At 66.8% G+C, this 21921-nt stretch carries 21 protein-coding genes; 7 read left to right on the top strand and 14 right to left on the bottom strand.

The genetic code is table 11. The features are described from left to right. Nucleotides 1–90 precede the first annotated feature (90 nt). Entirely contained in the window at nucleotides 91–1296 is a 1206-nt protein-coding gene (locus U9J23_RS07435) for a glutamate dehydrogenase (protein WP_326602129.1), read from the bottom strand. 175 nt (nucleotides 1297–1471) lie between these two features. Between U9J23_RS07435 and U9J23_RS07430 the strand changes: the two genes are divergently transcribed. Next, nucleotides 1472–2383 (top strand): LysR family transcriptional regulator, encoded by a 912-nt coding sequence (locus U9J23_RS07430; RefSeq protein ID WP_272269271.1) that lies wholly within the window; start codon nucleotides 1472–1474, stop codon nucleotides 2381–2383. A 24-nt stretch (nucleotides 2384–2407) separates the two neighbouring features. On the opposite strand, the gene U9J23_RS07425 is transcribed toward U9J23_RS07430, so the two are convergent. Further along, on the bottom strand, nucleotides 2408–5206 hold the full coding sequence (locus tag U9J23_RS07425) for an aconitate hydratase (protein WP_272269268.1): 2799 nt from the start codon (nucleotides 5204–5206) through the stop codon (nucleotides 2408–2410). Nucleotides 5207–5288: 82 nt separating this feature from the next. Beyond that, the gene (locus U9J23_RS07420; protein WP_272269267.1) at nucleotides 5289–5852 is read right to left on the bottom strand and encodes a TetR/AcrR family transcriptional regulator; all 564 of its coding nucleotides are present in this window, start codon (nucleotides 5850–5852) and stop codon (nucleotides 5289–5291) included. Between the two features lie 52 nt (nucleotides 5853–5904). Here U9J23_RS07420 and U9J23_RS07415 point away from each other — a divergent pair, with 52 nt between their 5' ends. From U9J23_RS07415 to U9J23_RS07405, 3 genes are read left to right on the top strand one after another with little or no spacing between them, the layout of a single operon-like run. Next, nucleotides 5905–6903 carry an alpha/beta fold hydrolase gene (locus tag U9J23_RS07415; protein WP_272269265.1) on the top strand — a complete coding sequence of 333 codons (999 nt, stop codon included), beginning with the start codon at nucleotides 5905–5907 and terminating at the stop codon, nucleotides 6901–6903. A 55-nt stretch (nucleotides 6904–6958) separates the two neighbouring features. Next, the gene (locus U9J23_RS07410; RefSeq protein WP_229580355.1) at nucleotides 6959–7546 is read left to right on the top strand and encodes a DUF3558 domain-containing protein; all 588 of its coding nucleotides are present in this window, start codon (nucleotides 6959–6961) and stop codon (nucleotides 7544–7546) included. Between the two features lie 26 nt (nucleotides 7547–7572). Then, entirely contained in the window at nucleotides 7573–7932 is a 360-nt protein-coding gene (locus tag U9J23_RS07405) for a hypothetical protein (protein ID WP_145708823.1), read from the top strand. Nucleotides 7933–8459: 527 nt separating this feature from the next. Here the strand turns inward: U9J23_RS07405 and U9J23_RS07400 are convergent. Genes U9J23_RS07400 through U9J23_RS07375 form a run of 6 tightly spaced genes read right to left on the bottom strand, consistent with a single transcriptional unit; the run spans nucleotide 8460 to nucleotide 13954 of the window. Further along, nucleotides 8460–9332 carry a VOC family protein gene (locus U9J23_RS07400; protein WP_326602123.1) on the bottom strand — a complete coding sequence of 291 codons (873 nt, stop codon included), beginning with the start codon at nucleotides 9330–9332 and terminating at the stop codon, nucleotides 8460–8462. Beyond that, nucleotides 9332–10510 carry a flavin reductase gene (locus U9J23_RS07395; protein ID WP_326602120.1) on the bottom strand — a complete coding sequence of 393 codons (1179 nt, stop codon included), beginning with the start codon at nucleotides 10508–10510 and terminating at the stop codon, nucleotides 9332–9334. The genes U9J23_RS07400 and U9J23_RS07395 overlap by 1 nt, the downstream gene beginning before the upstream one ends. 10 nt (nucleotides 10511–10520) lie before the next feature. Continuing rightward, on the bottom strand, nucleotides 10521–11321 hold the full coding sequence (locus tag U9J23_RS07390; RefSeq protein WP_016694258.1) for an ABC transporter ATP-binding protein: 801 nt from the start codon (nucleotides 11319–11321) through the stop codon (nucleotides 10521–10523). Beyond that, a complete protein-coding gene (locus U9J23_RS07385) occupies nucleotides 11321–12097 on the bottom strand; it encodes an ABC transporter permease (RefSeq protein WP_229567656.1) in 777 nt (258 codons plus the stop codon). Before U9J23_RS07385 ends, U9J23_RS07390 begins: the two co-directional genes overlap by 1 nt. Continuing rightward, complete coding sequence (locus tag U9J23_RS07380; RefSeq protein ID WP_326602116.1) at nucleotides 12094–12972, bottom strand: ABC transporter permease; 879 nt, start codon at nucleotides 12970–12972, stop codon at nucleotides 12094–12096. Before U9J23_RS07380 ends, U9J23_RS07385 begins: the two co-directional genes overlap by 4 nt. Before the next feature lies 1 nt (nucleotide 12973). Then, a complete protein-coding gene (locus tag U9J23_RS07375; RefSeq protein WP_059382870.1) occupies nucleotides 12974–13954 on the bottom strand; it encodes an ABC transporter substrate-binding protein in 981 nt (326 codons plus the stop codon). Nucleotides 13955–14213: 259 nt separating this feature from the next. Here U9J23_RS07375 and U9J23_RS07370 point away from each other — a divergent pair, with 259 nt between their 5' ends. Then, the gene (locus U9J23_RS07370) at nucleotides 14214–15017 is read left to right on the top strand and encodes an IclR family transcriptional regulator (protein ID WP_326602113.1); all 804 of its coding nucleotides are present in this window, start codon (nucleotides 14214–14216) and stop codon (nucleotides 15015–15017) included. 45 nt (nucleotides 15018–15062) lie between these two features. On the opposite strand, the gene U9J23_RS07365 is transcribed toward U9J23_RS07370, so the two are convergent. The 4 genes from U9J23_RS07365 to U9J23_RS07350 form a co-directional block, all read right to left on the bottom strand. Continuing rightward, entirely contained in the window at nucleotides 15063–16235 is a 1173-nt protein-coding gene (locus tag U9J23_RS07365) for a hydroxylase (protein WP_326602111.1), read from the bottom strand. 16 nt (nucleotides 16236–16251) lie between these two features. Then, nucleotides 16252–17103 carry an alpha/beta fold hydrolase gene (locus U9J23_RS07360; RefSeq protein ID WP_326602109.1) on the bottom strand — a complete coding sequence of 284 codons (852 nt, stop codon included), beginning with the start codon at nucleotides 17101–17103 and terminating at the stop codon, nucleotides 16252–16254. A gap of 152 nt (nucleotides 17104–17255) precedes the next feature. Continuing rightward, nucleotides 17256–17975: an IclR family transcriptional regulator gene (locus U9J23_RS07355; RefSeq protein WP_326602107.1), complete on the bottom strand. Its 720-nt coding sequence runs from the start codon at nucleotides 17973–17975 to the stop codon at nucleotides 17256–17258. Nucleotide 17976: 1 nt separating this feature from the next. Further along, a complete protein-coding gene (locus U9J23_RS07350; protein ID WP_088896752.1) occupies nucleotides 17977–18738 on the bottom strand; it encodes an IclR family transcriptional regulator in 762 nt (253 codons plus the stop codon). Between the two features lie 237 nt (nucleotides 18739–18975). Here U9J23_RS07350 and U9J23_RS07345 point away from each other — a divergent pair, with 237 nt between their 5' ends. Then, nucleotides 18976–19563: a DUF3558 domain-containing protein gene (locus U9J23_RS07345; protein ID WP_326602104.1), complete on the top strand. Its 588-nt coding sequence runs from the start codon at nucleotides 18976–18978 to the stop codon at nucleotides 19561–19563. A gap of 19 nt (nucleotides 19564–19582) precedes the next feature. Next, entirely contained in the window at nucleotides 19583–19942 is a 360-nt protein-coding gene (locus U9J23_RS07340) for a hypothetical protein (protein WP_326602102.1), read from the top strand. Between the two features lie 68 nt (nucleotides 19943–20010). Here the strand turns inward: U9J23_RS07340 and U9J23_RS07335 are convergent, their stop codons facing one another. After that, the gene (locus tag U9J23_RS07335; protein WP_326602100.1) at nucleotides 20011–21813 is read right to left on the bottom strand and encodes a TerD family protein; all 1803 of its coding nucleotides are present in this window, start codon (nucleotides 21811–21813) and stop codon (nucleotides 20011–20013) included. Nucleotides 21814–21921: the final 108 nt, after the last annotated feature.

The following is a 21921-nucleotide window of genomic DNA, read 5'->3' as shown; positions in this document are numbered from 1 at the left end:
CGTTTCCGGACCCGGACGACGCCCGCCGGTGTTTCCGCCGATCCTCACTTTCGAGGCGCTGACCTGCAGAAACTGGGTGAGGGTGGAATGTCAGGGGATGATGATCGTGCGCGAGGCCGTCGGCGCGTGGTTGGTCGCGCCGAGTTCGCGTGCCGTCTGCCGCGGCGGCACCCGATCGAGCGCCCACCGCTCGACCAGCAACGTGATCTTGGTCAGCATCTCGCTGCGCAGGCGCTGGAACGAATCCTCAGGATCGGTCCCCACCCACCCGAGGAGCACCCACCACGCCCACGCGACCGCACCGGCGTTGGCGACGAAATCCGGGATCACCGGGATGCCGCGGCCGGTGAGCACGGCTTCGGCGTCCGGCGTCGTCGCAGAGTTCGCGGCCTCGATCACGACCCGCCCGGCGACCCGGCCGACGTTCTCCGCCGTGATGGCGTAGGAGATGGCGGCGGGGACGAAGACGTCGGCGGGAATGCCGATCACCGCGTCGCGCGGCAATTGCTCGACATGCGACGGGACGCGGGACCGGTCGATCTCCCCGTACTCGTCCCGCAGGTCGAGCAGTGCCGGGATATCCAGTCCGTCAGCGCAATACAGCGTTCCGGCAGCATCGGCGACCGCGGTCACGCGCATGCCCGCCTCATGCAGGTACCAGGCGGCGCCGCCGCCCATCGTGCCGATCCCCTGGATCGCGACGGTGGTCTCTGCCGGCGCCCAGCGATATGCGTTCGCGGTGGCGATGCAGGCCTGCGCGACGCCGTAACCACCGATCACGTCGCCCAGCAGGAAGCCGCCGTCGACCGGCGCGTTCAGGGAGGTGCGTACCCGGTCCAGGGTGATCGCCGGGTCCGCCGCGCGGCTGATCGCGGCGTGGAAGGACTGGTGCAGACCGAGCCGCTCGAAGACCTCGTCGAGGAGGTGCTGGGGAACGCCCAGGTCCTCGGCGGTGACCCAGTGCGCGTTCAACCAGGGACGCATCGCCTGGCAGAAGCGCTGCAGCACATCGACGGCACGGGGATCCTTCGGGTCGAAGTCGACCCCGCCCTTCGCGCCGCCCACCGGCAGGTCGAACACCGCGGTCTTCGCGGCCATGCCGCGCGCCAGGTCCTCGACCTCCGACATCGTGCACCCGGCCCGCATGCGGGTGCCGCCGGTCGCCAGATCACCCACCAGGGTGTGGACGACGAGATAACCGTGCGCACCTGTCACCGGGTCGGTCCAGGTGAGACGCATGAAGGGTTCGTCCCTGCGGGTATCCACCGCGTCGACGCGTGCTGCCATGGTGGTCATATGCGGTCCCCCGTTCGTCAGAGCCGTCGTTACGTCGATTCGGCCGGTGACGCCAGCGTGCCCGGGGCCAGCGCGGGGCGTCCAGTTACGAAACTCGAAGGTGAGAGTTCACGATTTCTACACAACGCGAACTCACAGCGGTTGCAGGTCCCCGGACGCGCCCTACGCTGACGGCATGGAGTTGTCCCTGCGCCGGTTACGGATGCTTCGAGAACTGCATCGTCGAGGTACCGTCACGGCCGCCGCGCTCGCCCTGCACTACACCACCTCGGCGGTCTCGCAACAGCTCACCCAGCTCGAACGGGACGTCGGCGCAAAGCTTTTCGAGCGCCGGGGACGTCGGGTCCAATTGACGGAGGCGGGCGTGCTGCTCGCCGAACATGCCGAGGAGATCCTGCAATCGGTCGAGCGGGCGACCACCGCGCTCGAACAGACCCGCGACGGGGTCAGCGCGCGCCTGACCGCCGGTGTGTGGGCCTCCGTCGCATCCACTCTGATCCCCAGTGCGCTGGCGTTGTTGGCCGACGAGCACCCCGGCATCGAGGTCCGCACGAGAGAGCTCGCCCCCGAGGAGACCGCCGGCGCCGTGCGTGACGGCTCGCTGGACTTCTCGTTCGTCATCGAATACTCCGGCTACCCGATGTTGTGGGATCCGGAGCTGACCAAGGTGGTGATCGCGGTCGAGCGGTTGCACGCCGCGGTGCCTCCCGGGACGGTGCCGGCGGGCACCATCGCCCTCGCCGACCTCGCCGAGCACCCGTGGGTGCTGGCCGGCCCGAACTCGCACTTCGGCCGCGCGGTGAGCCTCGCGTGCCAACGGGCGGGGTTCGAGCCGAGGATCAATCACGAGGTCGGTGAGCAGGCGACGGCGCTGGCGATGGTCGCCGCGGGGCTGGGCGTCACGCTCGTCTCCGATCTCGGGCTGACGTTGAGCCCACCCGGGGTCGAGGTGGTGGCGCTGACCGAACCGCTCGTGCGCACGATCTCCATCGCGCATCGCGGGGTCGCGTCGGAACGGCCGCCGCTGCGCCTCGTGATCGATGCGGTGCGCACCGCCGCAGCGGAACGGGGGCTCGCGGCGCAGTAGCCACGAGCCCCCGTCTGTCGCTGCCTACTGCGCGAGCTGCTTACGCAGCACGTACTTCAGGATTCCGCCGTGCTGGAAGTACTCGGCCTCGGCCGGGGTGTCGATGCGCACCGTCGCGTCGAACTCCGTGTCCCCCGCCTTCACGTGCACGGTCTCGGGGATCTCGTCGGTGCCCGCCAGACCGGTGATGGTGAACTCCTCCTCCCCCGTCAGGCCGAGGCTCTGCGCCGACTCGCCCTCCGGGAACTGCAACGGCAGCACGCCCATACCGATGAGGTTGGAGCGGTGGATGCGCTCGTACGACTGCGCGATCACCGCGCGCACACCCAGCAGCAGCGTGCCCTTGGCGGCCCAGTCACGCGACGAACCCGACCCGTACTCCGCGCCCGCGAGCACGACCAGCGGTGTGCCGTCCTCCGCGTACTTCTGCGCGGCGTCGTAGATGCTCATCTGCTCGTCGGTCGGCAGATAGCGGGTGACGCCGCCCTCGACGTCCGGCACCAACTGGTTGCGCAGCCGGATGTTGGCGAAGGTGCCGCGGATCATCACCTCGTGGTTGCCGCGTCGCGACCCGTAGGAGTTGAAGTCGGCCTGCTCGACGCCGTGCTCCTGCAGGTAGCGACCCGCGGGGCTGTCGCGTCGGATCGCACCGGCCGGCGAGATGTGGTCGGTGGTCACGGAGTCGCCGAGCAGCGCGAGTACCCGCGCGCCCTCGATGTCGCGCAGCGGCTCGGGTTCCGACGACATGTCCTCGAAGTAGGGAGGACGCCGCACGTAGGTCGACTCGTCCTTCCATTCGAACACCTCGCTGTCGGGCACGTCGAGGTTCCGCCACGTCTCGTCACCGGTGTAGACGTCCTGGTAGCCGGTCTCGAACATCTCAGCGCGCACCGCGTCGTCGATGACCTCCTGGATCTCCTGCGTCGTGGGCCAGATGTCGCGCAGGTAGACGTCGTTGCCCTCGCTGTCGGTGCCGAGCGGGTCGTTGAAGAGGTCGACGAGCATCGACCCGGCCAGCGCGTACGCGATCACCAGCGGCGGCGACGCGAGGAAGTTCATCTTCGTCTGCGGATGGATGCGTCCCTCGAAGTTGCGGTTGCCCGACAGGACGGCCGAGACGTTGATGTCGTGCTCGTCGATCGCGGCCGCGATCTCGTCGGGAAGCGGGCCGGAATTGCCGATGCAGGTCGTGCAGCCGTAACCGACGAGGTTGAAGCCGAGCTTGTCGAGATAGGGCGTCAGACCCGAGCGTTCGTAGTAGTCGGTGACGATCCGCGACCCCGGAGCCAGCGTGGTCTTCACCCACGGCTTGCTCCGCAGCCCCTTCTCCACGGCCTTCTTGGCGAGCAGCGCCGCACCGATCATCACCGACGGATTCGACGTGTTCGTGCACGATGTGATCGCCGCGATCACCACGTGTCCGTTGTCGAGTTCGAACTCGTCGCCGTCCCCGACCCGCACCGGGACCTTCTTCGACGGCGGCGCCGAGGTGTCGGCGTCGTCGGGCACCGGGTCGCGCGGTTCGTCGCGGGAGTCCTCGCTGCGCACCGACACCGGGTCGCTGGCGGGGAATGATTCGAGCACGCCCTCGTCGACACCCGAGTCCTGGATGCGGGAGACGACGTCGGGCACTTCCTCACCGTTGAGCAGCGAGGTCACGGCCTTGGGGGCGAGGGCGACGGGGATGCGGTCCTGGGGCCGCTTCGGGCCGGCGATGGACGGCCGGACCTTCGACAGATCCAGTTCGACGACCTCGCTGTAGTCGGGTTCGCGATCGGGGTCGTGCCACAGACCCTGTTCTTTCGCATACGCCTCGACGAGTCGGATCTGCTCGTCGTCGCGACCGGTGAGGCGCAGGTAGTCGAGGGTCGCGTCGTCGATCGGGAAGATCGAGATCGTCGAGCCGTACTCGGGGCTCATGTTGCCGATGGTCGCGCGGTTGGCGAGCGGCACGTTGGCGACACCGGGACCGAAGAACTCGACGAACTTGCCGACCACGCCTGTCTTGCGGAGCATCTCGGCGACGGTGAGCACGAGGTCGGTCGCCGTGGTGCCCTCCTGCAGTTCGCCGGTGAGCTTGAAGCCGACGACCTGCGGGATCAGCATCGACGCCGGCTGTCCCAGCATCGCCGCCTCGGCTTCGATGCCGCCGACACCCCAGCCGACGACGCCGAGGCCGTTGATCATGGGGGTGTGCGAGTCGGTACCGACGAGCGAGTCGGGATAGGCGACGAGCCCGCCGTCCTCGTCCTCCCGCGTGAAGACGACGCGGGCCAGGTACTCGAGGTTCACCTGGTGGCAGATGCCGGTGCCGGGCGGGACCACCTTGAAGTCGTCGAACGCTCCCTGCGCCCAGCGCAGCAGCTCGTAGCGCTCGCGGTTGCGCTGGAACTCGAGGTCGGTGTTGATCCGAAAGGCGTCCTCGGTGCCGAAGACGTCGGCGATCACCGAATGGTCGATGACCAGCTCGGTGGGGATCAGGGGGTTGATGCGCTTCGGGTCGCCGCCCTGCTGGGTCATGGCGTCGCGCATGGCGACGAGGTCCACGACGCACGGCACGCCGGTGAAGTCCTGCATGAGGACGCGTGCCGGGGAGAACTGGATCTCCGGGTTGTGCGTCGACTTCGGATCCCAACCCGCGACGGCCTCGATCTGCTCCCGGGTGACGAGCCGCCCGTCCTCGGTGCGCAGCAGGTTCTCCAGCAGCACCTTGAGGCTGTAGGGCAATCGCTCCGAACCCTGGACCTTGTCGATGCGATAGATCCGATAGTCGGTGTCGCCGACCTTCAGGGTGTCGCGTGCGCCGAAACTGTCGTCACTCATGAACGTGCCTCCCGACTGCGATGTTTCCGGTGGTTACCCGAATGGGTAGCCCGTTCCGCCGCGCGGCAATCACGGCGAGGGTTCAGGCGGTCGTTCGGGCCACCTCGTCGGTGATCAGAGCGATGCCGTCAGGCGGTTCCGTGACCCCGACGAGGACGGCTTGGGTGATGCCGTTGCCGAGCGCGACGAGGCGTAGGGCTTCCGTTCGGGCTCTGTCGGGAGGCATGCCCAGTTCTTCGAGGAGTCGTCCGGCTTCCTCTCTCGTTCCTCGTGTCGATTCCTCCAGGAACGCGCGGATCCAAGGATCGCTCGCGGACTTGGCGAGGTAGGCGTACCAGACGGACACACCGAGACGTCCGGCCTCGTCCGTGGGGACGGGTTGAGCGAGAAGGGCGACGAGGGCTTCCCGTGGATCGGATTCGGCTCGTTCGTAGCGTTTTTCGGCTTCGGCGACCATGTACTCGGCGCCGGTGCGGATGAGGTGTTCCTTGGAATCGAAGTAATGCTGGATCCGGCCGATCGACACTCCCCCGGCGGCCGCCACCGCCTGGAACGTCACGCCGTCGATTCCTCGCTCGTGGATGACCGCCCACAGCGCGTACACGATCTCCCGACGGCGTTGCGCATGGTCGACGACTCTCGGCATGATCACACGATACAATATGAACATATTGCAACGTCGACAATCGGGGGTCCCGATGACCCAGCACATTCGATCGAGGAGAGTTCTTCGGCGCGCCGGTCTCGTAGTGGTCGCGGTACTCGCAGTCGTTGGCCTGGTCGCCGCCTACCAGTTCTTCTTCGGCGCGCCGGGCGTCGGCCACTTCCGCAGCGCCGACGGTCGGGACAGTTACGTCGCCACCTATGAGCGAGCGATGTCCACGCTGCCGACACCTTCCGAGGTTCACGACGTCCCCACCCGGTTCGGCACGGTCCGCGTCTACGAATGGACGTCGCCGCAGACGGCCGACTCCGTTCCCGTCGTCCTCGTTCCGGGCCGGGCGTCTGGCGTGCCGATGTGGGGCGAGAATCTCCCGGGCTTTCTTCCCGAGCACCGCGTTCTCGCGTTCGATGCGCTCGGTGACGCAGGCCTGTCCGTCCAGGCCGCACCGTTGACCTCCACCGACGACCAGGCGCTGTGGATCGATGACGCGCTCTCCGGGCTCGGCGTGGAGACCGCGCATGTCGTCGGACATTCCTTCGGCGGGGCGAGCGCGGCGTCCTACGCGAAACAGTTCCCCGAGAAGGTCCGGTCGCTGACATTGCTCGAGCCGGTGTTCACCTTCGGCTATCCCCCTGCCCGAATGCTGTTCTGGGCGTCGGTATCGACACTGCCGGGCCTCCCGACCAGTTGGCGGGACACGGCACTCGCGAAGGTCGGCGGTGTCGACGACTACGACTCCGACGACGCTATGGCGGCGATGATCTCGGAGGGCTCACAGCACTTCTCCGCCGCCCTGCCGACACCGTCACCGTTGAGCGACGACGAGCTTGGGACTTTGGATATGCCCACCTATGTCGCTATCGCTGAACGTGATTCGCTCGTCGGAGGTGAGAAAGCAGCCGATCGGGCACGGCAACTCGCCGATGCCGAGGTTCTGGTCTTCCCCGACACGACGCACTCGCTCCCCATGCAGGCGAAGGATCGACTGAACTCGGAGCTGCCCGAGTTCTGGCGCGGGGTCGAGCAGGACTGACGCGGTAGCGGAGCGGTTGTGTTAGCGTCTGCCCGACAATCGATCGGGGGGTCGCATGGGCAGGTGGGGAATCGTCACGCTCGCAGCAGTCGCGGCAGTCGCGACGGCCTGCAGTCCGAGCGCCGCGGACGATGCCACAGGAGACGAGACGACGACGTCGACCACCCGCACCCCGCGCATCACCGACGACTCCGGTCGACCGCCGGTCACCTTCGACCCCTGCTACGACATCCCCGATGACGTCATGGATGCGGCCGGGTACGACGCGGCAAAGAAAGAGCTCGCGGACATGCCGATGGGGACGCATACCTTCCTCGGTTGCCGCTACTCCGGAACCGTCCATATCCCTGGGGTACTTGCCCGCTACGGGCTGATCATTATGGCCGGCAACGTGACGCTCGAAGAAGAACTCGAAAAGAACGGCGCTGTTGCAACAGCGACCACCATCAATGGACGCCGAGCGTTACGAGAGGTAGGAGCGAACGGCAACGACGAGTGCACGTACGTCCTCGAAGCCAACTTCGGCATCATTCTGTTCAACCGGCTCTACCACAAGGATCACGCTGGACCGGTACCAGTGGACGAATGGTGCGCCGGCCTCGATGAATTCGTTGAGACGGTCGAGCCTCTTGTCGGTGCATAATCGATCAGAAAGGACGAACAGCGTTCATGCCCGACTTCACGCGACTCGAACCACATGTCATCGAAGAAATCGTCAGGATCTGCGAAGAGATGCTCCGCGAGTTCAGGGAAGCCAAGGAGATCACGTCACAGCTGAGCAACCCCCAAGGTTTTGGCGACTTCGACTCCGCTCAGCAATTGGCCGCAGGCTATCGACGCAAAGCCGCAGGGACACCCGAGTCGGCCAGAGAACGCGTCGAGCAATTCATCGACGCCCTCACCCAACTCCGCGACGCCTTCGCCGCCGGCGGAGAAGCCTTCCTCGACACCGAATCCGATTGGGCGCGCCAACTCGCAGCCACCGACCCCGACAACAGCGCGGGAAATGCTCATCAGAGCGCGCAATAACGCGCACCTCCGACCGCCTTCGCGCCCGAGCAGTCGTGTCGGCGTCCGGCCGACAACCGATCCAGGTCGAACAGGCAAGGGGAACAGCTGATGCGACGTCCATCCGCTCGCCGATTCGTCATTCGCTACAGCTGTGACAGGTGCAAATGGCAATTCCGCGAGCGGATGCAGTGAGAAGATGCCCAGTACCCCTCCGATCCCGGCAGCGAAGCGCGAAAAGGTCACCAGCGCAATAGGGTGCACCGCCGACCACCTTCGCGCCCGAGCAGTCGTGTCGGCGTCCGGCCGACAATCGATCCAGGTCGAACAGGCAAGGGGAACAGCCGATACGACTTCCATCCGCTCGCCGATTCGTCATTCGCTACAGCTGTGACAGGTGCAAATGGCAATTCCGCGAGCGGATGCAGCGAGAAGTCGCCCCAGCACCGCCACCGACCACGACGACGAAGCGCGAAACGGTCACCAGCGCGCGCAATAACGCGCACCGATGACCATTCCGCGCTCCTACGACTGCACAGAGTCGAGTACTACCCCTGCGGGCGGCGGTGACCCCAGTAGTGGGCGGAGCCGTAGCAGGTGGGGAGCCAGTTGTCGTCGTCGATGAGAATGCCGCCGACACCGTACTCGATGCCGAAACCCGAAGGGCTGCGGACGTAGAACGAGATCATCTTGTCGTTCGTGTGCTTGCCGAGGGTGGAGAGGATCGGGATGTCGCTGTCCTCCACCTTGTCCCACTGGCGACCCAGCAGATCGAGGTCGTCGATCTCGAACATCAGGTGCCCGATGCCCTTGTTCCGGTGCGGCGCATGGGCGTACGCGAACGAGTGGTGGCGCGGGTTGCAGTGCAGGAAGGTGCCCACCGAGCCCGGCATGTCGATGTGGTCGCTGAGCCGGAAACCGAGGATGTCCCGGAACAGACGGTCGTAGACCTTCGCATCACCGTGCAGCGCCTGGAAGGCGTGCCCGAAACCGAGGTCGCTCGCGACGAAGTTCGCACCCGTGGGTGAGACGAACTTGTCGAGGGCGTTGCGCAGACCCCAGAACAATTCGTGATCGATGACGTCCTCGGGGTCGCGGAATCGGACGAGGTCCATGACCTGCCGCTCCTCGATCACCGAGGAGTCCACCGACTCGACGTGGTAGCCGGCGTCGACGAGGCGCTTCGACAGTTCCTCGAGAGCTTCCGGTCCGCCGACGTCCCAGCCGAGCGCGGTGACACCCGGGTCGTCGGAACGCCGCACGTCGAGGCGGTAGGCGTACTCGTCCATCCGCATCAGCATCCGGTCGTCGTCGCGGTAGGCGACCTGCAGGCCGAGGAGTTCGGAACCGAAGGAAACCCACTCGTCGAGGTCCTTCGCGCGGACGACCGCGTATCCCAGTGCCCTGACTCGAGCGTTCATCATTTCTCCTTGGTCGATGGGGTGCGCGCGGCGAGAGCCTCGGCGGTGTCGGCGGCGACGGATCGCAGATCGTCGATCCAGCGCAGCACCTGGTCACCGGACGCGGCGCGCGGAAGCCGGGACAGTCGCAGTGCGATGCGGGTGCGTCCCTCAGGGTCGGGGACGGGGACGACGACCGAGTGCAGGTCGTACGTGCCGTCGGGGTCGATGTCGGGTTCGTACAGCGACGCGGTGCCGGAGATCATCTGCTTCATCCGGCGGTCGTGCTCGGGCAGGACGTCGCATCCCGAGTAGTCGTTCATCACGGACACGCGAGCGAGCTCGGTTTCGGGCATGAGCGACATCGAGTAGCCGCGGTCACGGACCTTCTCGAGGTTCGAGACGAAAGCTGCTGTGTCGTCGTTCCTTCCGGCACGGCCGAGCCACTGCTGCACTTCGTCGTCGGAGGCCTGGCTGTGGAAGACGGTGCCGAGCGGCGGGATCAGAGGAATCCGCTGTCCGATCTCGACGGCATCGGGATCACCGGAATGGTTCTCGGTCATCACGAAGACCGCTTCGTCGCCGACGCGTGCGAGCACACCGCAGTCCGCGCCGACGCCCGCGGCGAGCGCTTCGAGTCCGCCGCGGGCCGCCTCGGCCATGCGCACGCCCCGGATGAGTTCCGGGTCGGCGGGTGCGACGGAGGTCGGCAGGGAGAACCTTCCGTATCCGCCCTGGAAGAACAGCAGCGGCAGCGTCGGGCGGGCCACGTCGAGGTCCTGCACACGGCCCATGACGATGAAGTGATCGCCACCTTCGAGTTCGTCGGCGACCTCGCAGTCGATCCAGGTGACGGCTCCGTCGAGGATGGGGGATCCCGACGGCGCCGGCGTCCACTCGACACCCGCGAACTTGTCGTCGCCGCGGGCGGCGAACCGCCCGCAGAGTTCACGCTGGTCGGCGGCGAGCACGTTGACGCAGAAGTGGCTGCTCGTGCGGAGCCGCGCGTAGGTGCGCGACTCGCGGGTGGGCAGGTACGCCACGATCGGTGGGTCCAGCGACACCGAGGTGAACGAACCGACCACCATGCCCACGGGCTGCCCGTCGGCGTCGATCGCGGTGATGACCGCGACGCCGGTCGGATAGTGCCCGAGGGTCTGGCGGAAGCGCGCGGGGTCGATCGTGCCGTGGATCTGCATGACCTCTCCCCTACGCGGTCGCCGGGTTGCGGATGAGGGTGTAGACCTCGGCGCGCAGGTCGGCGAACTCCGGCAGTGCCTTCGTCGACAGCTGGTCGCGCGGCTGCGGCAGGTCGATCGGGAGCATCGCGGTGACGCGCGCGGGACGACCGGACAGTGCGAGCACGGTGTCGGCGAGGTAGACGGCCTCGTCGATGTCGTGGGTGACCAGCATGACCGTCAGTCCGAGATGGTCGCGGACACGCAGCACGAGGTCCTCGAGGTCGGCGCGGGTCTGCGCGTCGACGGAGGCGAACGGCTCGTCCATGATGATCGCGCGCGGGTTCGACGCGAGGGCGCGGGCGATGGCGACGCGCTGCTGCATGCCGCCGGACAGCTGCCACGGGTACGCCTGGGCGACATCGCTCAGGCCGACCTCGACGAGCGCCTGCCGTGCCTGCTTGAGGCGTTCGGCCTTCTTGACGCCGGCCGAGCGCAGCGGCAGGGCGACGTTGTCGATGACCGACAGCCACGGCATCAGCGACCGGCTGTAGTCCTGGAAGACGATCGCGAGGCCTTCCGGGGGTTCGGTGACGCGCTTGCCCTCGAAGAGGATGTCGCCTTCGCTGGGGCGGATGAGTCCGGTCAGGCACTGCAGCAGGGTGCTCTTGCCGACGCCGGACGGGCCGACGATGCACACGAATTCACCCTTGCCGACGGTGAAGTCGAGGCCTTCGAAGATCTGCGGTCCGCCGTAGCTGTGTCCGAGACCGCGTACTTCGAGCACCGTACCCGTGCGGGTCTCGGGCTTGGTCGCTTCGGTAGTGGTCATCATTTGCCTCCACGGTTGTGCGCGGTCATGCCCGCATGCCAGGCCAGCACGCGACGCTCGACGAGCGCGAAGAGCTTGTTGAGCAGGTAGCCGAGGATCCCCAGCGCGATGATGCCCGCCCACATCGAGGTGATCTTGAATCCACGTTGTGCGTCGAGGATGTAGTAGCCGATGCCGCCGGGGGTACCGACCATCTCGGCGACGACCATCGCGACGATGGAGATCGCCAGTGCGGTACGTGCACCCGCGAAGATCTGCGGCGACGCGGCCGGCAGGATCACGAAGCGGATCCGGTCCCCGAGCGTGATGCGGTAGCTGGCGGTCACCTGGTGCAGAACGGGTTCGACGGAGCGGACACCGTCGATGGTGTTGAGCAGGATCGGCCAGGTCGCGACGAGGGCGATGATGGCGATCTTCATCGAGTCACCGAGGCCGAGCAGCAGGATCATCACGGGAAGGATCGCGACGCCCGGTGTGGCCCGGAGGAATTCGACGATGGGTCGCACCGCGTTGTCGACGCGGGTCATGACGCCGAGCGCCAGTCCGAGGCCGACACCGGCGACGCAGGCGAGTGCGAAGCCGACGAACAGTCGCTGCAGACTCGGCCAGATCTCGGTGCGGATGCCCTCGAAGAACCACACGTCGGCGAACTTGTCGAGGATCTCCGACAGCGGCGGGAAGTAGGGGTCGGTGCTGGTGGCACTGAAGATTGCCCACAGTGCGATGAGCAGGACGGGGAGCCACAGCTCCCATGCGAGGCGGCGTACGACGGTCACGGCTTGTTCACCCTTTCGGACGGGTGCCACCACAGCACGCGGCTCTGCGCGAGAACGAGAAGACGGTTCAGGCAGATACCGAGTACACCGGCGGTGAACACGTAGACGAACATCCGCTGGGTGTCGTCGACGGTCAGGGCTTGGTAGAGGCGCTGGCCGATGCCGTCCGCACCACCGAGGAACTCGGCGGAGATCGTGATCAGGAGGCTGATGGTCGCGGCGATACGCAGGCCCGTCATGAGGAACGGCATCGACGACGGGAGGTAAATGTCCCGGATCCGGCTCGTCGGCGACAGGCGGAACGCCCGGGCCACCTGCTTCATCTGCGACGACAACTGCTGCGCCGCGTAGGTCGACTGGACGAGGATCGGCCAGACGGCGCTGAACATCACCAGGACGACGGCCATGGTGCGAGTGCCGCCGAACAGCAGCAGCACCAGCGGCAGGATCGCGACACCCGGGATCGTGCGTCCGAAGTCGACGACGAACGAGGTGCTCTGCTCGACCTTGCGGTAGGTGCCGTTGACCAAACCGAGCGGAACGCCGATCAGCACCGAGAGCCCGAAGCCGATCAGGGCGGTCAGCAGGGTGTTGCCGACGGCGTCCCAGTACTGGCCGGTGACGACGAGGTCGGCGCCGGTCTCGATCAGCTGGAGTGGCGTCGGGATGCCCGAGGCCTTGCCCGGTCCGGTGACGAACACGTGCCAGGCGACGACGACGATCGCGAGGGCGACGAGCTTGCCGGCAGCGGAGGTGAGCCGCGCGGACATAGTCTTGCGCTTGCGTGCTGCGGCGCGTCCGATCGAACCGGCGGGGCGCGGTGGGGTCACCTCCCGAGCTGCCCCGGGCGCATTCGCGGTGGCGGTGGGGCTCATGTCAGCCACCCACGATCATGTCGCCGGGAGCGGGAGCGTCCGCCTCCTGGACCAGGCCGTAACGGACCATCCGGTCGAGGGTGGAGTTGATGTTGTCCTCGGTGATCGGGGTCGTCGGGAACTTCGGGTAGATGGCCTGCGACAGGATCGCGGGATCGACCTCGATGTAGGTCGCGGCGACCTCGGCGGCCAGACCGTCCTGCTCGGCGAGCATGGTGTTGGCCTCGACGACCGCGTCGCGGAACTTCTCGACGTTCTCGGCGTTCTCCGCGGCGTAGCGCGGGGTGGTCACGTAGGCGTACGAGAGGTCGCCGCCGGCGTTGACGAAGTGATCGAGGACGCGCAGATCCGGGTCGTTGAGGGTGGCGGTGCCGGAGGGCTCCGCCGTGGTGACGACGTCGACGCTGCCGGAGCGGAGTGCGGCGAGGGTGTTGGGCACCTCGACGAACTCGGTCTTCGACGAGTCACCGCCCGCGTTGTCGATGGCCTCACGCACGTCGAGCCACAGCTGCCCCTTGGTCTGCGGGATGCCGAAGGTGGCGTTCTCGAGGTCGGCGACGCTCTGGATGGGGCTGTCCGCCCGGACCCAGAAACGTCCGCTGGTCAGACCGTCGTCCTTCGTGGGGGCTCCCACGGCTCCCGGAGCGGCCATCACGAGGTCGACACCTTCGGTCTTGGCGATGATCGGGCTGACCATGTCCATGAGGGCGAAGTCGATCTTCCCGCCGAGCAGCTGAGGGGTGGCCTCGCCGGGCGTCGCGACGGTGACGAGCTCGACGTCGAGGCCGTGCTTGTCGAAGACTCCTTCGAGGTCGGCGGTACGCGGTCCGAGGGCGTTGAAGCTCGGGAACACGGCGACGCGCACGGTGCCGTCGCCGGCGGTGTCGGCGTCGCTGGATCCGCCGCACGCGGTCAGCGCGAGCGAGGCCAGTGCGCCGAGGGCCAGTACCTTGAGCGGGCGCGGGAACTTCGTGATGTTCATGGGGCTCCTTGGGAAGAAGTCGCTGTACAGGTGGGGAACGGGCGTCGAGGGGGCGGGACTGCTCGTCCGTTCGTCGACATCAGGCCCGGTCGGCACCGGCAGCACCGCAACGAATGCTGCTGAATCTGCCAGGGCCGGGGCGGCGGGGGAACCGAAATTCCATTGGGTGATTGCAACCACGAAATCCGGGTGGGCCGCCCCTTAACGTGGACCGCATGGCAAGCGATTCGATCGTGTCCATCACTGAGTGGAGGAACCGTTGACCGTTCTCGACGACACCCACAATGGGTCCCGCGAGGAGCGCGCCGGCCGCCAGATGACGTCGGTGGCGAAGGCGCTGCAGCTGCTCGACGCATTCCGCAAGGCTCGCGCCGACATGAGCCTGAGCGAACTCGCGCGTCGCGCCGATGTGCCGAAGTCGACGGCCTTCCGTCTGCTCGCCGAGCTCGAACAGTCCGGTTTCGTCGCCCGCAACGGTACGAAATACCGACTGGGGCTGTCCTGCTTCGAACTCGGCGCACGTTACAGCATGTGCCGTCCGAACGGTCTGCGCGACACGGCAAGTCATTTCCTCAGTCACCTCCACACGGCTACCGGTCTCACGGCTCATCTCGCTGTCCTCGACGGTCCCGAGATCCTGCATGTCGAGAAGGTCCAGGGCCCGAACAACCTTGTGGTTCTCACGATGCCGGGCCAACGTCATCCCGCATCCTGCACGGCACTCGGCAAGACACTTCTCGCTTTCGGCAGTTCCGAGGACGTCCGTACTGCACTCGACGCCGGTCTGCCTCGTTTCACGCCGCACTCGATCACCGATCCGCGTCGTTTCATGTCCGAGCTGAAACGGATCAGGGAATCGGGCGTCGCCTACAACCGTCAAGAGCTCTCACGCGAACTCGTCTGCGTCGCTGCTCCGATCATCGTTCACGGGACGATCGAAGCGGCCGTGTCGGTGTCCGGACCGACCGCAGGTGTCCGGTGGGACCGGACCGAGATGCTCGTTCGTCGTGCGGCAGCAGATATCTCGGCTGCTCGCGGTCGGAACACGAGCTCGCAGATCTGAGCGCTTTCTCGAGGCGGGGGACGGTGCGCACCGTCCCCCGCTTCGTCACATCCGGACGTTCTTCGGGGGTTCGCCACCGAAGGTGATGGTGCCCGCAGCCTCGTAGATCGGCTCGGCGACGTTCGCGCCGTGCCCGAGGGCGATGTGCATGTCGCGCCAGAACCGCTGGATCGGGTTGTCCATCCGCATCGCGGAGCCACCCGCGTGGGAGACGAGCTTGTCGACGGCAGCACCCGCGCGTCGAGACACGCGTGCCTGGTTACGTCGCACCTCGGCCCGCAGAGCGATGTCGATCGGCTTGCCCGACTGCGCCACCTCGTACAGGCGATCGATGTCGGCGAGGAACTGCATGCGGCTTGCCTGCAGGTCCGATGCCGCTTCGCCGAGGGCGTGCAGCTGACGCGGGTCGGTCGCAGCGGTGACGCCGCGGGCCGACACACGGGTGCGCGTGTAGTTGATCCAGTGTGCGAGAGCGCCTTCGGCGGCAGCGAGCGTGCCGGCGGTGATGGCGCCGCTGAACATCGAGTGGAACGGCATCCGGTACAGCGCCACGTCGCCGCGACCTGCCTGGCGTGCGGCTGCTCCGGAACCGAGGTCCTCGGGGTCGATGAGCCGGTGGTCGGGCACGAAGGCTCCGTCGATCACGACGTCCTTGCTGCCCGTGCCCTTGAGACCGACGACGTCCCACGAGTCGTGGAGAATCGTGTAGTCCTTGCGGGGAATGATGAAGTGACGCAGACCGTCCGGACGGACATTGCCGTCGTCGTCGGTGAGCATGCCGCCGAGGACGACCCAGTCGCACAGGTCGGTGCCCGACGAGAACGGCCAGCGTCCCGAGAAGATCCAGCCACCCTCGGTGCGACGTGCCCGCCCGATGGGAGCGTACGGCGAGGCCACCCAGGTGTCGGGATCCTCGCCCCAGATCTCCTCCTGAACCTGACGCGTTCCCTGCGCCAGTTCGAAGGAGTGGACGCCCACGACCGACGAGACCCATCCAGCCGACGCGTAGCGGCTTCCCACCGCCAGCACTGCCTCGAAGAACTCACGCGGGTGGAGTTCCGATCCGCCGAAGTCCTTGGGCTGCAAGGCACGGACGATGCCGACCTCACGGAGGGTCTTGTGGGTGGGTTCGGTGAGGTGACCGATCTTGTCGGATTCCTCGGCCTGGGATTCGAAGAAGTCTGCGAGTTCCTCGACCCGCTGCACCAGTTCGCTCATCGTTGTCTCTCCGGTCTCAGGCGTTCGGGGCGGTGTTGAGGATGAAATCGCGCACGACGCGGTTGAATTCGTCGGCGTGCTCGAGCTGCGCCCAGTGGCCGCACCGGTTGAGGAGCAGCAGACGCGAGTCGGAGATCATCGAGACCAGGCGGAGGCCGGCTTCGAAATGCACCACTCGGTCGTCGCGACCGTGGATGACCAGCGTGGGAGCCTTGATCGACGCGATCTCGTCCATCGACGCCTCACCGCGGCGGGGACGACCCAGGCCGGCAGCGAAGTTGTCGAGGTGGTCCTGGCGTGCGCGGGCGTTCTCCGAGCGCTGCAGAACCAGCTCCTCGGTCGCGAACTCCTTGTCGAAGGTCATGATGTCGACCAGCGCGCGCATCGTCTCCGGCGACGGATCGCGGTAGCCGCGGTGCAGAACCTTGAGACCCTCCGAAGGTCCGTTGCCCGGGCTGAAGATGCGCGGGCCGGGGGCGCCGGCACCCATCGAGACGACGTGCGACACGCGATCGGGATGGCGCGCAGCAACCTTCAGCGAGGTGGCGCCGCCCATCGAGTTGCCGACGAAAGCGGCCTTCTCGATTCCGAGCGCGTCGAGCAGGTGGATCGCGGACGTGACATGGTCGCGATCCTCGTAGGTGACGGAGTCGGACTTTCCCCAGCCCGGCATGTCGGGCGCGATGACCTGGAAGTCCTCGGCGAGCTGCGCCATGTTGGGGTTGAAGTTGCTCCAACCGGTGGCACCGGGGCCGCTGCCGTGCAGCATCACGATCGGATGCCCCGCACCGGCCTGGTGCAGGTGGATCTTCCCGTGGGGAGTGTCGATGTACCGGCTGGTTTCGGCCTCCGAGAGGTGGGCTGGCATAACTGCCCCTTTCGTCTCAGCTTGTGTGCCGCAAGAAGAGGTGCGCGGCTCTTGGTAATGAGCGTCACATCCCAATCGAGGCCCTTCCATCGGATCGTTCCGATATGCGGCACACTTCGCGAGATTGCCGAAATCCGGTCCGGCAGCACCGTTCAGGAGCTGCGCGAAGCTATTTCACGGCAGGCGTCGACGATGAGGGCGCGGACCTCGTCGTATCTGTCCGGCGCGATCCTGGTGGTGGCGCCGGCGATGGCCAGAGCCACCGGTACTCCCCCACCCGGCGTGGAGATCGGCGCGGCAAGAGAGGTGAGCCCGTCCTCCATCTCGTCGACGGAGACGGACCATCCACCGGACCGGATCGCCGCGAGGTCGTCGCGCGTGGGCAGAGTTCTGTTGCGGTGTACGGGGAGCTGTCGGGACACCCTGCGGACCGTCGCATCGTCGGCATAGGCGAGGAGCAACTTCCCCGCCGCCCCGTAGCCCAGTGGCAACGCCCGTCCGAGGACCGCTACCGGGCGCAGCGCGTACGGGCCCTCCACGGCATGGACGCAGACACGCGAGTCGCCGTCGCGGACGTAGAGGTGCACGCTCTCACGGACCTGGTCGCGCAAGGTCGCCATCACGGGTGCAGCGATGTCGCGGATTCCGATGGACCTGTCGGCGAGTCTCCCCCATTCGACCAGCCGGTACCCCATCGTGTACTCGCCGTCGCCGCATCTGCGAACCAGGCCGAGACGTGCGAGTTCGACGAGGAGCCGGTGCGCCGACGACTTGGGAATGGAGATCTCCTCGGCGAGCGCCCCGAGACGCATCGGCCCGGGAGCGCGACCGAGGGTGTCGACGAGCTGCACGGCCTTGTCGAGAACGGACACCTCAGCCCACCGAACGGAGAGAAGGAGGCAGACCGTCGCTGACGGCGCGCGCCGTGTCGACCACGGCATGGACCAGCGCACCGATGTTGAACCGAGGGCGATGCACCGCGATGCACACGACCGACCGCACTTCCCGAGGCTTCGCGAACACCGGCGACGCGATCCAGTACATACCGTCGGCGCTCTGGACGACGGCTGCTCCGGTGCGCCGGATTTCGCACAGCTCCTGACGCAGACGGAAGGCGTCGTTGTGGTCGTGCTGTGTGCGGGCAGTCAGCTCCGACACCTCGTCCGGGGACATGTAGGCCATGAAGACCGATCCGGGCGCCGAGTTCACGAGGTCCAGGCGCCGAGGAAGGATCCGGCCCGTGCGAGTGGAGCTACCGGCGATGACGTCGGCCAGCACCACGCTGTCCCCGTCGCGGGAGGCCAGGGCAACGGCTTCCCGCGTGCTGGTGTGCAGGTCGACCAGGTGCGGGCGTGCGACGTCCTTGAGGGTTCGAGCGCCGGGGACACCCCAGCCGAGACGCCACAGCCGCATACCCAGGCGGTACTTGCCGCGCGCTGCGCGCTCGACGGCTCCCCACTCCACGAGGCTGGCCAGCATCCGATGGACGGTCGCCGGCGGGAGGCCGGTCGCCGCGCACAGCGACCCGATCGTCTGCTCCGGCTCGGCGTCGGTGAAGCACTCGAGGATGTCGAATGCGCGCCCCAAGACGGATCGACGGTTCTCGTCGGTGGTGACAGCGGCGGAGTGGGTCATAGCGGCCTCGCAGTTCGGAACGTCGTTCTACTATTCGGAACGATGCAGACAGTAGATGCGATTGCAGTCACAATCAAACTGATCTTGTGAAGCACAGCACCGTTGCTTTGTCTGCGCGCGGAGCGGGAATCGGTCATCGGAACGCGCAACAACGCGCTCTTGTGACCACTTCGCGCGCCGGAGTGCCCGACCGATCCGTTGTGTTAGCGTCTCCCGACGAATCGATCGGGGGGTCGCATGGGTAGGTGGGGAACAGTCGCGCTCGCAGCACTCGCGGTCGTGGCGACGGCGTGCAGCCCGAGCGCTGCAGACGACGTGATGAGCGACGAAGCATCCACGTCGACCACCCGCACCCCGCGCATCACCGACGACTCCGGCCGACCACCGGTCACCTTCGACCCCTGCTACGACATCCCCGACGACGTCATGAACGCCGCCGGGTACGACGCGGCGAAGAAGGAAGTCGCGGACATGCCGATGGGGACGTACACATTCCTCGGCTGCGCTTATGAAGGAACTGTCAGCGTCCCCGGGGTCCTGGCTCGTTACGACCTGAACGTCCTATCCGGCAATGTCACGCTGGAAGAAGAACGTGACAAGAACGGCCTTGCGGCCGTTCCAACCACCATCAACGGGCGACCAGCATTACTCGAGGTCGATCCGGGCAATGTCGAAACATGCAGGTACGTCCTCGAAACAAACTTTGGCATAGTGATATTGAGCAGGCTCTACCAGAAAGACCATTCAGGACCAGTCCCGCAGTCCGAATGGTGCGACGGATTCGAACAGACCGTTTCTACGATCGAGCCCTTCATTCAGAACTGAACAAGACTGGCAGGTGCGCATGCCCGACTTCACAAGGCTTGAACCAGAAGTTGTCGACGAGATTGTCAGGATCTGCAACGTCATGCTTTCCGAGTTCCGGAGCACGAGACGAACAGCGGACGCCCTGAGTGCAACTCATGGTTTCGGCGATTTCGACTCCGCACAGCAGCTCGCCGCCGGATATCGCCGCAAGGCAGCTGGAATGCCCGAGTCGGCCAAAGAGCGCGTCGAGCAATTCATTGAAGTGCTCACCCAACTCCGCGACGCCTTCGCCGCCGGTGGAGAAGCCTTCCTCGACACCGAATCCGACTGGGCCCGCCAACTCGCCGCCACCGACCCCGACAGCGGAGCGGGAAATGGTCATCAGAGCGCGCAATAACGCGCACCGATGACCACTTCGCGCTCCCCAGCGCTCAGGCGATCCCCGCCCGCGTGACGAAGCAGAGGTCAGTCGTCGACATCCACCCCGTACCGGCGTGCGAGGGCCGCGAGGTCGTCGTCGTACCCCTGTCCCACCGCGCGCAGCCGCCATTTGCCGGCGCGGCGGTAGATCTCGGCGAGGACCATGGTGCGTTCGGTGGTGCCGGCGTCGAGCACGAACGTCGCGGCGGTGCCGCTGTCGCTGTCGACTCCGACCGACACCGCGCCGAGTTCGCCGAAGGTGCGGTTGCCGTCGATGGCCGCGGCGATGACGATGCGTTCGCATTCGGCGGGAAGCTCCGCGAGGTCGACGCGGATGCAGTGCTCGCTCGAACCGTCGATGGTCAGTTCGACGACACCGTCGTCGTAGAGCGGGTTGTTGTAGAAGACGAAATCGTCGTCGGTGTCGACTTTTTCGTCGGCCCCGAGCAGGAAGGCGACGACGTCGAGATCGAACTCGTCGCCGGCCGTCTCGGCCTTCCACGCGACGTTCACCGCCCAGCGGTGACTGGCGGTCGGCAGGTCGATCACCTCGCCGCGCGACAGCACCGGCGCCGTCAGCCACGACTCCACACGCATGTGCGGGGGCACGACGCCCTTCTCCACCGCGGCATCGACGTCGTCGGGCCGGAGGACGGGCAGCTCCCGCGCCGTGACCCGCGCCATCCGCTTGTCGGCCTCTCCCCCGTCGAGCACGAGCACGTCGGTGACGGCGGCCGTGAAGTTGAGGGCCGGGCGGGCACCGAGCTGGGTGAGACGCGAGCGCATCATGACCGCCTGCAGGTGCGTGCCACCGAGCAGCAGCACCTTGCGTCCGGTCCACAGCTTGGGCTTCTGTCCGGTCAACGGCCGGACCGGGGGCGCAACCGCGACCTGCGGTTCCGGCGGCGGAATGATGTCGACGACCGTCGCCACCTTCGGTTCACCCGGCCGCACCCGCGTCAGGAGATCCTCGAGCTGTTGCTCGCTGATCACGGGGATGCCCTCGGCCATCGCCTTGCGGACCTTGGCGGTCTGCACCGTGGGGTCGTTGCACACCACGACGCTGGTCTGCTTGCTCGCATTGTTCATGACGTCGAGTCCGGCCTCGGTCAGCCGGTTCGCGAGCGCAACACGCGGCGTGACGGTGGAACCGCTGATCACGACCTTCATGCCCTGGACGAGGCCGTCGTCGCCGAGGCGACCCGGGTTCTTCCACTCGCACGCGACTCGCGGGACGGAGGCGGGATACACCGATTTGCGGCTGCGGCAGTTGACGACGGGCAACGGCAACTGCAGGTTGTCGGCCATCGCGGCGCTGCGCAGGAAGATCTCCGACAGGACCCGCGCGTCGTCGTAGGCGTCGTGCTCCTGCAGCTGCTGGACCTGCCAGTGCTGCGCGAGCGTGGCAAGCCGGTAGTTGGGGACGTCGAGTTCGAGTCGGCGCGACAACGCGAGCGTGCACAGACGGTGCTCCGCCGGCAGCGACGTGCCGGCCCGACGGAACTCGGCGTCGAGGAATCCGTAGTCGAACGACGCGTTGTGGGCGACGATCGTGGCGCCGTCGAGAATCCCGGCCAGTTCACCGGCGATGTCCTCGAAGCGCGGCGACCCGGTGAGGCGCTCCCGCGTGAGGTTGTGGATGTGCACCGGTCCCGGGTCGCAGCCGGGGTCGACGAGGGTCGAGAACTCCTGCTCGACAGAGCCGTCCTCGCGCAACACAAGGGCGGCCACGCTCAGGACCCTGTGGGCGTTGGACCGCACACCCGAGGTTTCGACGTCGACCACCACCCATCGATGGTCGCGGGGCAACGTCACGGCGCCCTCCGCGGGTGCGTGCACTTCGATCACGTCATCCTCCGATCGCTTTCATCCCCCGACGAAAACCGACACGGTCGGACATTGTGGCCCTTGTTACCGACACTGTCGTCACCGCCCCGACACCGAGCCGATCCCGTA

The sequence above is a fragment of the Rhodococcus sp. PD04 genome (assembly GCF_035918275.1).
Lineage (GTDB): Bacteria > Actinomycetota > Actinomycetes > Mycobacteriales > Mycobacteriaceae > Rhodococcus > Rhodococcus rhodochrous.
Note: the sequence above shows the minus strand (reverse complement) of the source record. Positions and strands in the feature narration are given on the sequence as shown.

What these genes read in the sequence shown, in the direction of transcription:
- U9J23_RS07435 (WP_326602129.1), bottom strand. Translation starts at nt 1,296, where the DNA reads ATGACCACCATGGCAGCACGCGTCGACGCGGTGGATACCCGCAGGGAC.
- U9J23_RS07430 (WP_272269271.1), top strand. Translation starts at nt 1,472, where the DNA reads ATGGAGTTGTCCCTGCGCCGGTTACGGATGCTTCGAGAACTGCATCGT.
- U9J23_RS07425 (WP_272269268.1), bottom strand. Translation starts at nt 5,206, where the DNA reads ATGAGTGACGACAGTTTCGGCGCACGCGACACCCTGAAGGTCGGCGAC.
- U9J23_RS07420 (WP_272269267.1), bottom strand. Translation starts at nt 5,852, where the DNA reads ATGCCGAGAGTCGTCGACCATGCGCAACGCCGTCGGGAGATCGTGTAC.
- U9J23_RS07415 (WP_272269265.1), top strand. Translation starts at nt 5,905, where the DNA reads ATGACCCAGCACATTCGATCGAGGAGAGTTCTTCGGCGCGCCGGTCTC.
- U9J23_RS07410 (WP_229580355.1), top strand. Translation starts at nt 6,959, where the DNA reads ATGGGCAGGTGGGGAATCGTCACGCTCGCAGCAGTCGCGGCAGTCGCG.
- U9J23_RS07405 (WP_145708823.1), top strand. Translation starts at nt 7,573, where the DNA reads ATGCCCGACTTCACGCGACTCGAACCACATGTCATCGAAGAAATCGTC.
- U9J23_RS07400 (WP_326602123.1), bottom strand. Translation starts at nt 9,332, where the DNA reads ATGAACGCTCGAGTCAGGGCACTGGGATACGCGGTCGTCCGCGCGAAG.
- U9J23_RS07395 (WP_326602120.1), bottom strand. Translation starts at nt 10,510, where the DNA reads ATGCAGATCCACGGCACGATCGACCCCGCGCGCTTCCGCCAGACCCTC.
- U9J23_RS07390 (WP_016694258.1), bottom strand. Translation starts at nt 11,321, where the DNA reads ATGACCACTACCGAAGCGACCAAGCCCGAGACCCGCACGGGTACGGTG.
- U9J23_RS07380 (WP_326602116.1), bottom strand. Translation starts at nt 12,972, where the DNA reads ATGAGCCCCACCGCCACCGCGAATGCGCCCGGGGCAGCTCGGGAGGTG.
- U9J23_RS07375 (WP_059382870.1), bottom strand. Translation starts at nt 13,954, where the DNA reads ATGAACATCACGAAGTTCCCGCGCCCGCTCAAGGTACTGGCCCTCGGC.
- U9J23_RS07365 (WP_326602111.1), bottom strand. Translation starts at nt 16,235, where the DNA reads ATGAGCGAACTGGTGCAGCGGGTCGAGGAACTCGCAGACTTCTTCGAA.
- U9J23_RS07360 (WP_326602109.1), bottom strand. Translation starts at nt 17,103, where the DNA reads ATGCCAGCCCACCTCTCGGAGGCCGAAACCAGCCGGTACATCGACACT.
- U9J23_RS07350 (WP_088896752.1), bottom strand. Translation starts at nt 18,738, where the DNA reads ATGACCCACTCCGCCGCTGTCACCACCGACGAGAACCGTCGATCCGTC.
- U9J23_RS07345 (WP_326602104.1), top strand. Translation starts at nt 18,976, where the DNA reads ATGGGTAGGTGGGGAACAGTCGCGCTCGCAGCACTCGCGGTCGTGGCG.
- U9J23_RS07340 (WP_326602102.1), top strand. Translation starts at nt 19,583, where the DNA reads ATGCCCGACTTCACAAGGCTTGAACCAGAAGTTGTCGACGAGATTGTC.